This is a genomic window from Nonomuraea sp. 3N208, assembly GCF_052245935.1.
In the GTDB taxonomy this organism is placed as follows: Bacteria; Actinomycetota; Actinomycetes; order Streptosporangiales; family Streptosporangiaceae; genus Nonomuraea.
Genome location: NZ_JBQQBR010000008.1, coordinates 1 through 13,797 on the forward strand (window position 1 = coordinate 1; position 13,797 = coordinate 13,797).

Annotated in this window: 12 protein-coding genes; 6 read left to right on the forward strand and 6 right to left on the reverse strand. The window is 71.5% G+C overall.

Annotated features, from left to right (window positions below; genetic code table 11):
- Positions 1-168: 168 nt before the first annotated feature.
- Positions 169-579, reverse strand: coding sequence for an FAD-dependent oxidoreductase (locus ACTWPT_RS13550; RefSeq protein ID WP_443177689.1), 411 nt, complete (start codon positions 577-579; stop codon positions 169-171).
- A gap of 107 nt (positions 580-686) precedes the next feature.
- Positions 687-1,229 (reverse strand): hypothetical protein, encoded by a 543-nt coding sequence (locus ACTWPT_RS13555; protein ID WP_443177690.1) that lies wholly within the window; start codon positions 1,227-1,229, stop codon positions 687-689.
- Positions 1,230-1,303: 74 nt separating this feature from the next.
- Between ACTWPT_RS13555 and ACTWPT_RS13560 the strand changes: the two genes are divergently transcribed.
- Positions 1,304-1,840: a TetR/AcrR family transcriptional regulator gene (locus ACTWPT_RS13560; RefSeq protein WP_443177691.1), complete on the forward strand. Its 537-nt coding sequence runs from the start codon at positions 1,304-1,306 to the stop codon at positions 1,838-1,840.
- A 10-nt stretch (positions 1,841-1,850) separates the two neighbouring features.
- Here the strand turns inward: ACTWPT_RS13560 and ACTWPT_RS13565 are convergent, their stop codons facing one another.
- Both ACTWPT_RS13565 and ACTWPT_RS13570 read right to left on the reverse strand, forming a co-directional pair.
- Positions 1,851-2,720, reverse strand: a complete 870-nt coding sequence (locus ACTWPT_RS13565; protein WP_443177692.1) for a TIGR03619 family F420-dependent LLM class oxidoreductase — start codon at positions 2,718-2,720, stop codon at positions 1,851-1,853.
- Complete coding sequence (locus tag ACTWPT_RS13570; protein WP_443177693.1) at positions 2,717-3,964, reverse strand: LLM class flavin-dependent oxidoreductase; 1,248 nt, start codon at positions 3,962-3,964, stop codon at positions 2,717-2,719. Before ACTWPT_RS13570 ends, ACTWPT_RS13565 begins: the two co-directional genes overlap by 4 nt.
- Positions 3,965-4,052: 88 nt before the next feature.
- Here ACTWPT_RS13570 and ACTWPT_RS13575 point away from each other — a divergent pair, with 88 nt between their 5' ends.
- The 3 genes from ACTWPT_RS13575 to ACTWPT_RS13585 all read left to right on the forward strand — a co-directional run bounded on the left by ACTWPT_RS13575 (position 4,053) and on the right by ACTWPT_RS13585 (position 8,514).
- Positions 4,053-4,862, forward strand: coding sequence for an LLM class F420-dependent oxidoreductase (locus ACTWPT_RS13575; RefSeq protein WP_443177694.1), 810 nt, complete (start codon positions 4,053-4,055; stop codon positions 4,860-4,862).
- A gap of 21 nt (positions 4,863-4,883) precedes the next feature.
- The gene (locus tag ACTWPT_RS13580) at positions 4,884-6,326 is read left to right on the forward strand and encodes a serine/threonine-protein kinase (RefSeq protein ID WP_443177695.1); all 1,443 of its coding nucleotides are present in this window, start codon (positions 4,884-4,886) and stop codon (positions 6,324-6,326) included.
- A gap of 109 nt (positions 6,327-6,435) precedes the next feature.
- On the forward strand, positions 6,436-8,514 hold the full coding sequence (locus ACTWPT_RS13585) for a protein kinase domain-containing protein (RefSeq protein WP_443177696.1): 2,079 nt from the start codon (positions 6,436-6,438) through the stop codon (positions 8,512-8,514).
- 8 nt (positions 8,515-8,522) lie between these two features.
- Here the strand turns inward: ACTWPT_RS13585 and ACTWPT_RS13590 are convergent, their stop codons facing one another.
- Positions 8,523-9,752 (reverse strand): Gfo/Idh/MocA family protein, encoded by a 1,230-nt coding sequence (locus tag ACTWPT_RS13590; protein ID WP_443177697.1) that lies wholly within the window; start codon positions 9,750-9,752, stop codon positions 8,523-8,525.
- A gap of 99 nt (positions 9,753-9,851) precedes the next feature.
- On the opposite strand from ACTWPT_RS13590, the gene ACTWPT_RS13595 reads away from it, so the two are divergent.
- Complete coding sequence (locus ACTWPT_RS13595; protein WP_443177698.1) at positions 9,852-10,949, forward strand: ROK family transcriptional regulator; 1,098 nt, start codon at positions 9,852-9,854, stop codon at positions 10,947-10,949.
- Here ACTWPT_RS13595 and ACTWPT_RS13600 read toward each other — a convergent pair.
- Positions 10,946-11,467: a TetR/AcrR family transcriptional regulator gene (locus tag ACTWPT_RS13600; protein WP_443177699.1), complete on the reverse strand. Its 522-nt coding sequence runs from the start codon at positions 11,465-11,467 to the stop codon at positions 10,946-10,948. The two genes, ACTWPT_RS13595 and ACTWPT_RS13600, sit on opposite strands and share 4 nt — an antisense overlap.
- Before the next feature lie 99 nt (positions 11,468-11,566).
- Here ACTWPT_RS13600 and ACTWPT_RS13605 point away from each other — a divergent pair, with 99 nt between their 5' ends.
- Positions 11,567-13,780, forward strand: a complete 2,214-nt coding sequence (locus tag ACTWPT_RS13605; RefSeq protein WP_443177700.1) for an MMPL family transporter — start codon at positions 11,567-11,569, stop codon at positions 13,778-13,780.
- Positions 13,781-13,797: the final 17 nt, after the last annotated feature.

Here is a 13,797-nt window from a genome sequence, read left to right on the forward strand (position 1 = left end):
CACCCACCCCGTCGGCCCACCCACCCCGTGCCGTCGGCCTGCGCCATCGGTCTGTTTGGCGTACGCATCGGTCCGCCTGGGTGGGGCGCCGGCCCGTCTGCGCACGCGGACTGCGCCGCCTGCATGGCGCGCGCGCCGTCCTCTTTCCGCCTGGCGGGGCGGGTGTTGTCAACCGGTGGGGCGTGGGGCGAAGGGGTTCTCTCGTGACGCCTCCACTGCGGCGAAGGCGTAGTCGAGCATTCGGTGCTCATAACGGCCCTTCGCCGCGCCAAGCCGCTGCCCGCCGGCCGTCGCGGCGAGCACCTCGCGCAGCTCCCACGCGTCGCGAAGCGCCACGTTCGCCCCTTCGCCCCGTCCGGGGCTCATGCTGTGGACCGCGTCCCCGACCAGCGTGACGGCGGGCTCGTCCCACGGCTCCACCCGCTGGGCCGAGTGAACCTGCAACACGAACGTCGCCTCGGCATCCGCCTCGCGCACGATGCGCTGGACGCCCTCGTGCCAGCCCCGCACCGTGTCCATGGCGAGCCGGTGCAGACCGGCGGGTGGCACGCCATCGGGCCGGGGTCCGGGCACGCTCATCGTCCAGGAGAAGTGGCCGGGAACGTCGGTGAGCTGCGGGAGGAGGTGGCGCAGGTGACGGACATGCTGCGGCGCATCATGAAGAACCTCACCGACGGGCCGGACGCCTAGGGTGCTTGTGTGGCGCGGGCGCGGACGGCGGACAGGATGAGGTGGCGGATCAGCCCGCTGCCGAGGCGGATCACCACCCAGTACCGCAGGAAGGCCCGTCGTGCGGCCGGGCTCGTGGCCAGGACACGGGTCTCGGTCACCAGTCGCATGCGCCCCGCGTCCGCCTCCTCCAGCACGAAGCTGAACGTCCCCTTCGCGTAGCCCGGACGGTCGAAGGCGTCGAAGTCGCCGGCGGTGGTGATCGCGGGGGTGTCCTCGCCGCGGCCCAGGCGCCACCACTGGCCGATCGTGCCCAGCACCACCTCGCGGCCCGGCTCCTCGGCCAGGAGCGTGAAGGCGGACACGCCGGGATGGGGCTGACCGCCGCGTGAACGCGAGACCAGCGCGCGGGCGGTGAAGAGCGGTTTGGCGAGGCGGACGTCCGACGGTCGCAGGTGCGTGAGGGCGTCCCAGACACGCTCGCGCGAGGCGTTGATCACGATGGAGTGGCGCTCGGCGGCGTCGGGGTGGGGGATGAGCCGATCGGCAAGCGTGGACATGGGCCACCTCTCCGTACGGATGCGTATGGTGCCGACTATACGGTGCCGTATGGCAGGCTGGGCGGGTGGGTCGGTTGAACGCGGATGATTGGGCGCGGGCCGCGCTGGACGCACTGGCGGAAGGCGGGCTCGCGGCCGTCGCCGTGGAGCCGGTGGCGGTGCGGCTGGGCGTGTCGAAGGGCAGCTTCTACTGGCACTTCGCCAACCGGCAGGCACTGGTGGAGGCGGCGCTGCGGCGCTGGGAGGCCGAGACCGAGGAGATCATCGCTGGGCTGGAGATGGTGCGTGATCCGCTGGCGCGCATGCGGACGCTGCTCGAACGGGCCTTGGGGGACGGGCGAGACGCGGCCGTTTCGTTCCGGCTGATCAGCGAGGCCGACGATCCGGTGGTGGGCGCGGTGGCACGACGGGTGAGCGAGCGGCGGCTGGCGTACATGCAGGCCACGTTGGAGGAGGCCGGGCACCCGCCGGCGGAGGCCCGCCGGCGGGTGCTGGCCGGGTACGGCGGTTACTTGGGGCTCGCGGCGCTGGCCCGCGTCGGGGTGGTGACGGAGCCGCCGCTCGACCTGGTCGACACGCTCATGACGGAGCTAGGCCTCCCATCTTCCTGACCCTGTCGGGTCAGAGCTTGGCGACGACCTCCTCGGCGAAGCGCTCCATGGTGGCGATCTTGAGGTCGAGCGTGCCCTCGCCGTACCGTGCCTTCTCCTCGGGGGTGGCCAGCCACCACGGGGCGGCCAGCGTGCCGGTCACGCCCTTGGCGGCGAAGCGGCGGTAGGTGTCCGCGTCCGGCAGCACGGCCAGCGGCGCGATGATGTCGAACGGCCCGGTCCTGCCGTTCTCGTCCAGGTGCCGTCGCAGCGTGTCGAGGACGGGGTCGAGTTGCTCCTCCGTGTAGATGCGGTTGCCGATCCAGCCGTCGCCCGCGCGGGCCGCGCGCCGCAGGGCCGCCTCGCTGTCGCCGCCCACGTACACCGGGATCCGCTGGGCAGGGGTCGGCGAGATCGACAGGGGCGGGAGGCCGTCCAGGCTGACCGTCTCGCCCGCCCAGAGCGAGCGCAGCAACGGGAGCATGGCGTCCAGCCGCCGCCCCCGCGTGTGGAAGTCCTGACCCGTGGCCACGAACTCCTCCTTGCACCACCCCACGCCCACCCCGAACGTCACTCGGTCCCGCGACAACACCGCCGCCGTGGACACCTGCTTGGCCACGGTGAACAGGTCGCGGGCGGGTGCGATGTAGACGTTCGGTGAGAAGCGCAGGGACGTGGTGACGGCGGCCATCGCCCCGATCGTCACCCACACGTCCGGCCAGTGCGTCTTGGCGTCCCATCGCGGCCGCCCCGACCGCGAGTACGGGTACGGCGTGGCGAAGTCGGCGTAGAACAGGTGGTCCGACAGCGTCAGCGTGTCGAATCCGCACCGCTCGGCCGCCCGCGCCAGCTCCACGAACTGGTCGGCGTCGACGAACGAGGCCCCCAGCCAGATTTTCATCGGAACTCCGGCGCGACCTTGGTGGCGAACAGCTCCAGGTTGCGCTTGACCGTGTCGAGCGGCAGCACACCCTGCTGTCCCTGCATGTAGAGCCCGAACCACTCCAGGTCCGGCATCCGGTCGAGCATGCGCTGGATGCCGCGCTTGACGTCGTCGGGCGTGCCGAACAGGGCCATCTCGACGTCGTTCATGCGCTTGGCGTCGCCCTTCTCCGGGGAGATGGGCTTGTGCTTCTCGTCCTCCTTCTTCCGCAGCACCTCCAGATATCCGAAGGGGCCGAAGAAGGCGGCGAAGTCCTTGGGGATGCTGCGGCCGAAGGTGTTGATCGCCTGCTCTGTGGTGTCCGCGATCCCGACGATCTTCAGGATGCCGGTGTGCTCGCCCAGCTTGTAGTGGCGGCCCTGCTTGGCGGACTCCTCCTGGTACAGCTTGGCCTTGGCGGCGTGGTCGTCGGGATTGGGGGTGAACATCCACGGCAGGATGTTCTCCTGAGCGGCCCTGATGACCGACCGGTCCGAGATCGTGAACGGCTGCCACAGCTCGGGATAGGGGTTCTGGTACGGCCTGGGGCAGACGGAGACGGCCTGCACCTTCCCGTCCTCGGACAGTTCGCCCGGCGCGCCGAAGGTCCGGGTCCATTCGACGGCCGGCCACCCCTCGATGCCCTCGTACGGATAGGGCACCTGGTAGTCGAGCACGTCGGACTTGTACCGCAGGGTCTCCTCCGTCCATGCCAGCTTCATGATCTTCAGAACCTCGCCGAAGACGTCGAAGTTCCGGGTGTCGGACGCCGAGCCGTCCGAGCGGGCGGCGGCCGCGTGCCAGCGCTGGCCCAGGACGTTCATCCAGCGGTTCTGGTAGCCGCGGGCCACGCCGAGCCGCAGCCGCCCCTTGCAGAACTGGTCGAGCAGCGCCACGTCCTCGGCCGCCCTGATCGGGTCCCAGGCGGGCAGCACCATGCCGAGCGGCGCGAGCAGGATCCGCTCGGTACGGGCGGCGAGGTCGGTGAGGAACATCAACGGATTGACCGAGAACTCCATGCCCTCGGAATGGAAGTGATGCTCGGTCATCATCAGCGCGTCGAACCCGAGCTGGTCGGCGTGGACGGCTATCTCCCGGACCTCGTGCAGCAGCTTCTGGTACGACTCCGTGTCCCGCCCGATGGGACGTTTGGCCTTGGCGTTCTCCTCGGCTGCATATCCAGAGCCTGGAATCTGCGGATTCAGGAAGATGGAAAACTTCACCGGGGACCTCTTTCCGCGGACGGTTCCTACGCAAGGTACTCTGGAAATCTTAGCCGAGCAATCGCTTGGTTAACTACGAGGAGGTCGCATGAGGCTGGGTGTCACGATGTTCGTCACCGACATGTCCATGCCGATCGGCGACTTGGCCAGGGCGGCCGAGGAACGCGGCTTCGACTCCCTCTACGTGCCGGAGCACACCCACATCCCGGTCTCGCGCCGCACGCCGCCCGCCGCCGGCCAGGACGAGCTGCCCGAGGAATACAAGCGCACGCTCGACCCCCTCGTCGCCCTGTCCTTCGCCGCCGCCGCGACCCGCCGGCTGCGCGTCGGCACCGGCGTCCTGCTCGCCGCCCAGCGCGACCCCATCGTCACCGCCAAGGCCATCGCCACGCTCGACCACCTGTCGGACGGGCGCGTCGCGGTCGGCGTCGGCTTCGGGTGGAACGTCGAGGAGATCGAGAACCACGGCGTCCCGTACGGCCGCCGCCGCGAGATCGCCCGCAGCAACGTGCTGGCCATGCAGGCGCTCTGGCGTGACGACGTGTGCTCGTTCGACGGGTTCGAGCCGTCCTGGTCCTGGCCGAAGCCGCGCAACGGCCCGCCTGTGTACGTGGGCGGCGCCGCGGGGCCGAAGCTGTTCGCCCATGTGGCCGAGTACGCCGAGGGCTGGATGCCGATCGGCGGCGCCGGCATCAAGGCCGCGCTGCCGGCGCTGCGCGAGGCGTGCGAGAAGGCGGAGCGGCCGATGGCCGAGGTGATCCCGTTCGGCACGCGGCCGACCAGGGAGAAGCTCGACTACTTCACCGGGCTCGGCATCGAGGAGGCGGTGGCCACGCTGCCCAGCGGCCCGGCAGATGAGGTACTGCCGATCCTCGATGATTACGCGCGCTTGATCTAATGGGCGGCATAATGCCGGAATATGTCCGAGCTACGTACCGATGACCCGCGCCAGCTGGGGTCGTACCGGTTGTCGCGCAGGCTCGGCCAGGGTGGCCAGGGCGTCGTCTACCTCGGCCACTCGCCGCAGGGGGCGCAGGTCGCGATCAAGCTGCTGCACGCCAGCCTGTCCGGCGATCCCGACGTGCGCCGCCGGTTCCTCGGTGAGCTGGAAGCGGTACGCAGGGTGGCGGCGTTCTGCACGGCCCAGCTGCTCGACGCCGACCTCGAAGGGGACCGGCCCTACCTGGTCAGCGAGTACGTCGAGGGCCCATCCCTCCAGCAACACGTGCTCGCCAAGGGGCCGCGGCAGGGCGGCTCCCTGGAACGCCTGGCCATCGGCACCGCCACCGCGCTGGGCGCCATCCACCGGGCCGGGGTCGTGCACCGGGACTTCAAGCCGGGCAACGTGCTGCTCGGGCTCGACGGGCCGCGGGTGATCGACTTCGGCGTGTCCCGGCTGGTCAACACCACCACCGCGACCACCAGCCAGATCCCCGTCGGGACGCCGGCGTACCTGCCGCCCGAGCGCATCAAGGGCGAGCCCGCCGGGCCCGCCGCCGACCTGTGGGCGTGGGGGCTGACCGTCGCGTACACCGCGACCGGGCGGCACTCGTACACGGCGGACACCTATCAGGAGGTCCTGGCCAGGATCCTGTACGGGAAGCCGCACCTGGGGCCGCTGAGCGGGCGGCTGCGCGAGATCGTGGAGGCCTGCCTGGCGCCCGAGCCGGGGGACCGGCCGGACGCCGAGGAAGTGCTGCGGTTGCTGCTGGGGCAGGACGCGGTAGGCGACGACGTGTTGTCGTCGGGCGCGATGGCCGCCCTCCCGCGCTTCACCCCCACGCTCGCCCCCTCTGGGCCGGCGCCCGCCGCCGTCTCCGGGCTGTCCGCGGCCGTCGGCTCGGCGCCGGGCGGGCTCGGCGCGGGTGTCTCGACCACCGATGGATCGGTCACGGATCCCGATCCGACCACCAGCTTCCCCGCGGTCACCCGCTCCTCGCCGCAGCCGGAGCGCTCCAGACGGCGGCCCAGGGCCTGGCAGGTGGGAGTGGCGGCGGCCGGGGTGGCCATGGGGGTGGCCGGCTTCGTGTTCTGGCTGCGCGCCGCGCAGGGTCCCGGGCTGGAGGGCACGTGGACGGGCTCTGCCGAGCACTTCACCGCCCAGCGGGTCTTCCCCGTCGAGCTGCGCCTGGGCGCCGACGGCGGGGCCATGCGATGGGGATCGGACCTGCACTGCTCGGGGCGGCTGGGGCGGACGGGGACCGGGATGGTGTTCGCACTCGATCAGGTCGTGGGCGAGGAGTGCTATCCGGGGACGTTGCGGATGCTCCCGACGTCGTACGCCGACCAAATGGCCATCAAGGTGACGCGCCAAGGTAAGGACGAAGTGACGTATTCCGGCACGGTTACGCGCACCTCTTGACCCGCTGTGTCACGGTCAGGCCGCGATTGCCCTGCGCACCGTTGACTGTTGGCGACCCGTTGCTTTCAGTAGAAAGCAGGAGTGGGGTGGCGGCGAGGGGAGGCGCCCCGTGCCAACGGCACAGCCGCTCAGAACGGGGGATCCGCAGCGACTCGGCGAGTACGAGCTTTCCGGGCGTCTGGGTGAGGGCGGTCAAGGCGCGGTCTTCCTCGGTTCCAGGGGCGGGGAGACGTACGCGGTCAAGCTGCTGCATGGGCCGGTGGGGGACGAGCCGGCGGCGTTCTTACGGGAAGTCGAGCTGGCCAAGCATGTGGCCAGGTTCTGCACGGCCCAGGTGATCGACGCCGGGTTCGACGAGGGCCGGGCGTACATCGTGAGCGAATACGTCGACGGACCCTCGCTGGCCAGGGAGGTCGCGCTCACCGGGCCGCGGCGCGGCGGCGCGCTGGAGCGCCTGGCGGTCAGCACCGCGACCGCGATCGCGGCCATCCATCGCGCGGGTATCGTCCACCGGGACTTCAAGCCCCAGAACGTGCTGCTCGGCTCGGACGGGCCGCGCGTGATCGACTTCGGCCTGGCCAGGGCGCTGGACGCGGCGGCCACGGTGAGCGGCCGGGGCGTGGGGACGCCCGCGTACATGGCGCCCGAGCAGATCACGGCGTCGGCCGTCACCGGGAAGGCGGACGTGTTCTCGTGGGGCGCGACGATGTGCTTCGCGGCCAACGCCACGGCGCCGTTCGGGCAGGACTCGGTGGCGCCGGTGCTGCACCGCATCCTGACGGCGCCGCCGGAGCTGGGGCTGCTGGAGGGGCGGCTGCGGCGGCTGGTCGAGTCCTGCCTGGACAAGGACGCCAGGAACCGGCCTACCAGCCGGGAGCTGCTGTTCGAGCTGCTGGGCCAGTCGGATCAGGTGCCGGCCGAGGTGCTCGGCACGCCGCCGCCGCACGTCCTGCGGGTCACCCCGCCCCTGGTCCCCGAGCCCCGGACTCCCATTGCTGAGCCGGAGGCCACCGGGGTGCCCGGAGGGTACGTGCTGCCGCGCGGAGCCGACACCGACGACCAGCCCACCGACCCGGACTCCGACCCCACCCCCCGGTCCTCGCCCGTTCCTGTGACGGCGTCCGATTCCGGGCCGCCGTCCGATTCCGGGCCGCTGTCCGATTCCGGGGCGGCGTCCGATTCCGGGCCGCTGTCCGATTCCGGGGCGGCGTCCGACTCTGGCTCCACGCCGGCGGCGGGCGGCGACGGTGTGCGGACCGTCGACTCGGACGGCTTCGGAGCAGGCAGGAGCGGCTGGTCGCGGGCGGCCGTCGCGGTCTGCGCAGCCCTGCTGGTGACCGCCGCCGTCCTGTTCCTCGTGATCGTCCCCACCCTGAACAAGAACGGGCCCGCCTCACAGGCGGCGGGACCGGCCACGCCCGCGCAATCGCAGCCCGAGGCGTCAAAGCCCGCCGCCGAGAAGTCGTCCCCGGCCAAACCCAAGGAGACGCAGGAGGCCCGCAAGCCACCCGTCGACCCGCCGGTGGCGCGGCCGGTGACGATCCCTGTGCCGGAGCTGGCCGGACTGGATCGGGCCAAGGCGATCAAGGCCATCACCCGGGCCGGGCTGGTGGCCGGGCCGGTTTCCCAGGTCGACGCGCCGCAGAAGATCGGCCAGGTGCTGAGCAGCAAGCCCGCCTCCGGCGCGGTGGTGCCCAAGGGGAGCACGGTCTCGCTGCAGGTGTCGGCGGGACTGGCCGTGCCGTCCGTGGTCGGGCTCCAGCGCAAGGCCGCCGAGTCCGCACTGACCGGCGCCGGCCTCGCCGTCGGCACCGTCACCCGTACCTGCTCGGACCAGCCGAACGGACGGGTGCTCGGCACGCAGCCCCAGGCCGGGAAACGGGTGGCAGGCGGCGCCCCGGTGGCGCTCACGGTGGCCCGCAAGGGCGCCGCCGTTCCGTCCGTCGTGGGCAAGAGCCGCGAGGACGGGCAGGGCGCGCTGGTGGCGGCCGGGTTCACGGTGCGGTTCCAGGGCCAGGTGGTGGAGGACGAGTCGCGCGTGGGGATGATTCTCAGCCAGAGCGTCCAGCCGGGGACCTGCGCGGCGCCGGGGACCGCGGTGCTGATCGTCGTGGGCCTGCAGGGCCAGTCAGGCCCCGACCCCACGGAACCTTCGGAAATCCCGACCGGCCCGATCTCCGGCGAGTAAAGACCTCCTCAGCGGAGGGCTCCTTCCACCGTCACGGTCTCCCCGTGCCTGCGGGATCTCTCGGCGGCCCAGGCGATGAGATGGCTGTGCAGGCTCTCGGCCGGCGAGGAGAGGATCGGCCCGCGGTCCCTCGTGGCGACCGCGGCCAGAAACGCCTCGACCAGCGCCTCGTCACCACCCCCGTGACCGCCGCGGGCAGTCGCGTCTCCAGTGGGACGGGTCTCCAAGATCTCCGACTCGCCGGTGACGAAGTCGAAGACGGTCAGGCGGTCGCCGTCGCCCTCGATCCAGCCGCGGGTGCCGAAGATCCGGGTCTGCCGGTGCAGCGACGGGGTGAAGGCGGTCATGGTGAACGACGCCGTCGTGCCGCCTTCGAACTCCATGTTCACGACCTGGTGATCGACCACGTCGTTGTCGCAGGCGTACACGCACCTGCCGTACGGGCCGGTCCTGAGCGCTTCGAGCACGCCCTCCTCGGACACGTCGTCCGTGAGCACATTCAGCGGCCATTCCGCCCGTCCGGCCCGCGGCAGGTAGATGCGTTTGGCCGAGTACGGGCACTCCGGCTCCACCCCGCAGTCCAGACAGCGGTCGGCCGCGCCGGCGGGCCGGTTCTCGGGGCGGAAGTGGTGGAGCCCGCCGAACGACGAGACGCGGGTGACCTGCCTGCCGGTCAGATGGACCAGCCAGTCCAGGTCGTGGCAGGACTTGGCGAGCAGCATGAACGTGGACTCGTCCGTACGCCGCCAGTTGCCCCGCACGTATGAGTGCGCCTGGTGCCACCAGCCCACCGGCTCCAGGTGCTGGATGCTGACGATCTCGCCGATCCGGCCGGAGTCGACCAGCGCCTTCAACGCCCGCGTGTACGGCGTGTACCGCAGCACGTGGCAGACCGCGAAGATGGCGTCAGATCGCTCGGCCGCCGCCACGACGGCCCGGCAGTCGTCCTCGGAGACCGCCATCGGCTTCTCCAGCAGGATGTCGTAGCCGAGCTCGGCGAAGCGCACCGCGGGCTCGACATGATCGCGGTCCTGGGTGGCGATGATCACGGCATCCGCCCGGCGGGGGAGCGCGGCCAACTCGCGCCAGTCCGCGTACTGCTCGGCGTCGGGGAAGCTGCCGCGACGGCCGTCCAGCGGATCGGCCACGGCGACCACGCGCGCCCGGCCGGTCGCGACGGCGTGACGGGCATAGGAGGTCCCCCGCGAACCCGCGCCGATGATGGCGAGAGTGACCATTGCGCCTCCACTTATGTAACCAATTCACGTATGTCGGCCGATGCTAGGATCCTGGCTGGTAGCGGTCAAGAGGGTAATTATGGCAAAGGGTCTCATAAGTTGACCGAGCTCCGGCCCGGTGACGCGTCGCTGCTGCGCAAGGTGAACACCCAGGCCACACTCAGGGCCCTGCGGCGCGCGGGCGTGGCCACGCTGACGCAGCTCGGTCGCATCACCGGGTTGTCCAGGCAGACGGTGGAGGCGGTGCTCGACGAGCTGGGCGAGCGCGGCTACGTCAGGGAGATGCCGCCCGACGAGGGCGTGATGGGGCGGCCCGCGCGGCGGTTCGGGTTCCGGGCGGACGCCGGCCACGTGGTGGGCGTGGAGGTCGGCGGCGACGGCATCGTGGTGGCGCTGGCCGATCTCAACGGCGACGTGATCGCCTGGCGGCGGGCCGGCGTTTCCGGCGCCGCCACCGCGCCCGAGCGGCTGGAGACAGCCCGGCGTACGTCGCTGGCGTGCGTGGACGGCGCGGGCGTGGCACGCAAGCAGGTCTGGGCGGTGGCGGCCGGCACTCCGGGCATCGTGGACCGCACCGGCCGGGTGTCACTCTCGCTCACGTTGCCCGGCTGGACCGGGGTGGACCTGGCGTTGCTGGCCGGGCGCTGGTTCGGCGGCACGGCGCTGGCCGCCAACGACGCCAACCTCGCCGCGCTCGCCGAGCACTGGCGCGGCAGCGCGCAACACGCCTCCGACGTCGTGTACGTCCTGACCGGCCACCGTACGGGCGCCGGCATCCTGATCGGCGGCCGGCTGCATCCCGGGCGCAACGGCGCCGCGGGCGAGATCGGCACACTACGCCAGGTCGGCTGGGAGGACGCCGCCCGCGAGCTGGTGAAGGAGGCCTCGGCGGCGGCGGTGTTCGAGGCGGCGCTCAGCGGTGATCGGGAAGCCGCGCGCCGGGTGGACCACTACGCGGAGAAGCTCGCGATCGGCGCCTCGGCGCTCGCTCTGGCCGTCGACCCCGAGCTGCTGGTGCTCGGTGGCGGTCACGCACGGGCCGGCGACGTGCTGCTCGAACCGCTCCGTCGGCACCTGGCCGAGCTGTGCGTGAGCGCGCCCGAGGTGGTCGCGTCCACGTTCGGGGACGAGGGGGTGGCGCTGGGCGCGGTACGCCTCGCGCTCGACCACGTCGAGCGGGAGATCCTCGGCATCTAGAAGGCGCGGCAGGACTCGAGGAGGACGGTGCGCACCTGCTCCTCGGGCAGGTCCATGGTCTTGACCACGCCCCACAGCAGCGCGCCGAGCAGCGCCCAGCTCTTGAGCCGGACGTCCGGTCCGGGATCGTCGCCCACGAGCTTGGCGTGGATCTCGTCCCTGAACGTCCTGACCGTCTCCCGCTTCGAGCCCGGTGAGACGGAGTCGTCGGCGGACAGGTCCTCCATGAACAAGCGGATCACGGAGCGGTAGCGCACCGCGAACGAGACCAGGGCCTCGACGAAGTCCGCCCGGTTCGCGTGGTCGGTGCCGAGGAGCTGGAGCATGTCGTCCGCCGCCGGCGAGAGCAGCTCGGCGGCCAGGCGGTCCTTCGGGTGGAAGTGGTAGGCGACGGCGGTCTTGGTCAGGCCGACGGCGGCGGCGATGTCGGCCAGGGACGTGGCCGCGTAGCCGCGCTCGGCGAACAGCTCTCTGGCCGCCGCCAGGATGCGGCTGCGGGTGTCGTCGGCTGTGGTCATCGTCTCAGTTTCCCGCCGGATCCGCGTTCTGTAACATTCCCGGCTTATCGTAGGTCCTGTACGACCGTACAGGACGGCCGTTGAGTTGGGGGCAGAGCGATGACGCGGTTGCTGGGACGGCTGGGCGGCTGGTGCGCGCGGCACGGCACGATCGTACTGGCGTTATGGGTCGCCGCCGCCGCCGCTCTCATGGGCGCCAGCCTCGCGTTCAGCAGCCCCACAAGCAACGACGCGAGCATCCCTGGCACCGACGCGCAGCGCGCACACGACCTCATGAAGGAGGGTTTCGGCCCCGGTTACGCGCAGGGCGGCACGGTGCAGTTGTTGCTGTACTCCGCCGACGGCTCCCTCATGGAGGAACAGCGTAAGCAGGCCGTGGAGCGCTCCATTGACCGCCTGCGGACGATGCCGCACGTCGTGCAGGTGGACACGCCCTTCCGCAAGGGAGGCATCTCCTCCAACCTGCAGATCGGCCTCATCGCGATCCGTATGGAGGGCCACGACCCCGACACGCTCGCCGAGACCACTCAGGCGCTGTCGAAGGCCGCGGATCCGGCCAGGGCCGCCGGGCTGGAGGTGGTGCCCGCCGACGCCTCCAACCCCGCCAGCAAGGAGATCGAGACCGGCCCCAGCGAGATCATCGGCGTGGTCTGCGCGCTTTTGGTGTTGGTGCTCGCGTTCGGGACTCTGGTGGCCGCGGTGATCCCGATCTTCGCGGCGTTGGTCAGCGTGGCGTCGGGGCTTGGGGTGATCGGGCTGCTCGGCTGGGTCGTGGACATGCCCAAGCAGGCCGGGATCATGGCCACCATGATCGGGCTCGGCGTCGGCATCGACTACGCGTTGTTCCTGCTGTCCCGCCATCGCCGGCTGCTGGCCGAGGGCGTGCCGGTCGTGGAGTCGGTACGGCGCACCGTGGCGAGCTCGGGCGGGGCCGTCGTCTTCGCCGGCGGCACGGTGATCATCGCGTTGAGCGCGCTGATGCTGGCGGGCTTCCCGCTGCTGGCCACGCTCGGCTGGGTCACCGGCATCTCCGTCGTCGCCGCCGTGCTCACCTCGATCACCCTCGTCCCAGCCCTGCTCGGGCTGCTCGGCCACCGCGTCAACGCGCTCAGGGTGCCGTTCCTGCGCGGCGGCGCCTCCGGCACGGGCTGGGCCGGGCTGGGATCGTGGGTGGCGCGCCGGCCGTGGGGGATGCTGCTGGCCAGCGTGGCCGTGCTGGGCGCGCTGGCGGCCCCGGCGCTCGGGCTCAAGCTGGGCCCGCTCGACGAGGGGTATGCCGCCCAGGGCTCGGAGTCGCGGCGGGCGTACGAGCTGATGGCCACGGGCTTCGGCCCCGGCGCCAACGGCGCGCTCATCGTGGTCGCCGAGCTGCCGTCCAAGGTCGAGAGCGCGGAGGACCCGCTCGTGGCGGAGGTCGCCCGCGAGGTCAAGGCCGTCGACGGCGTCGCGCACGTGGCCGACCCCAAGGTCAACACCTCCGGCCGCGCGGTCCTGCTGCAGACCGTCACGGAGTACGCTCCCAGCGACAGCCGGGCGGCCGGCGTCGTCAGGGACATCAGGGCCATCGCGCTGGCCGGCGTCGACGTGCATGTCGGCGGGAAGGTCGCCGGGCTCACCGACGCGGGTGACCGCATGGCCGAGCGCACTCCGCTGGTCATCGGCGTGGTGGTGCTGCTCAGCGCCCTGCTCCTGCTGCTGGCCTTCCGCGCGCCGGTCGTCGCGATCAAGTCCGCGGTGATGAACCTGGTCTCACTCGGGGCCGCGTTCGGTTCGCTGGCGCTGGTGTTCTCCTTCGGGCTCGGCAGCGGGCTGGTGGGCATGGACCCGCCGGCGGACTCCTCCTACCTGCAGGCGATCTTCTTCTCGGTGCCGGTCGAGAGCTATGTGCCGCTGCTGCTGTTCGCGGTGTTGTTCGGGCTGTCGATGGACTACGAAGTGTTCCTGCTGACGGCGGTGCGGCAGGCGTACGCGCGGCATGGGGACAACGCGCGGGCGGTGGCGGAAGGGCTCGGCTCGACGGGCCGGGTGATCACCTCCGCCGCGCTGATCATGGTGGCCGTGTTCGTGGCGTTCATCGCGTACCCGGACGCCATGGTGAAGACGTTCGGGGTGGGGCTGGCGGTGGCGATCGCGGTGGACGCCACGATCATCCGCGGTTTCCTGGTGCCCGCCACGATGGTGATACTCGGGCGCTGGAACTGGTGGTGCCCGCGCTGGCTGGACCGGCTCCTGCCGAACCTCTCCGTGGAGGGGCACGAGGAGGAGGACGAGCCGGTCGCCGAGCGCCGGGAGCCCGTTGGGGCGGGGGTCTAGCGATGAGGGGGCACGAA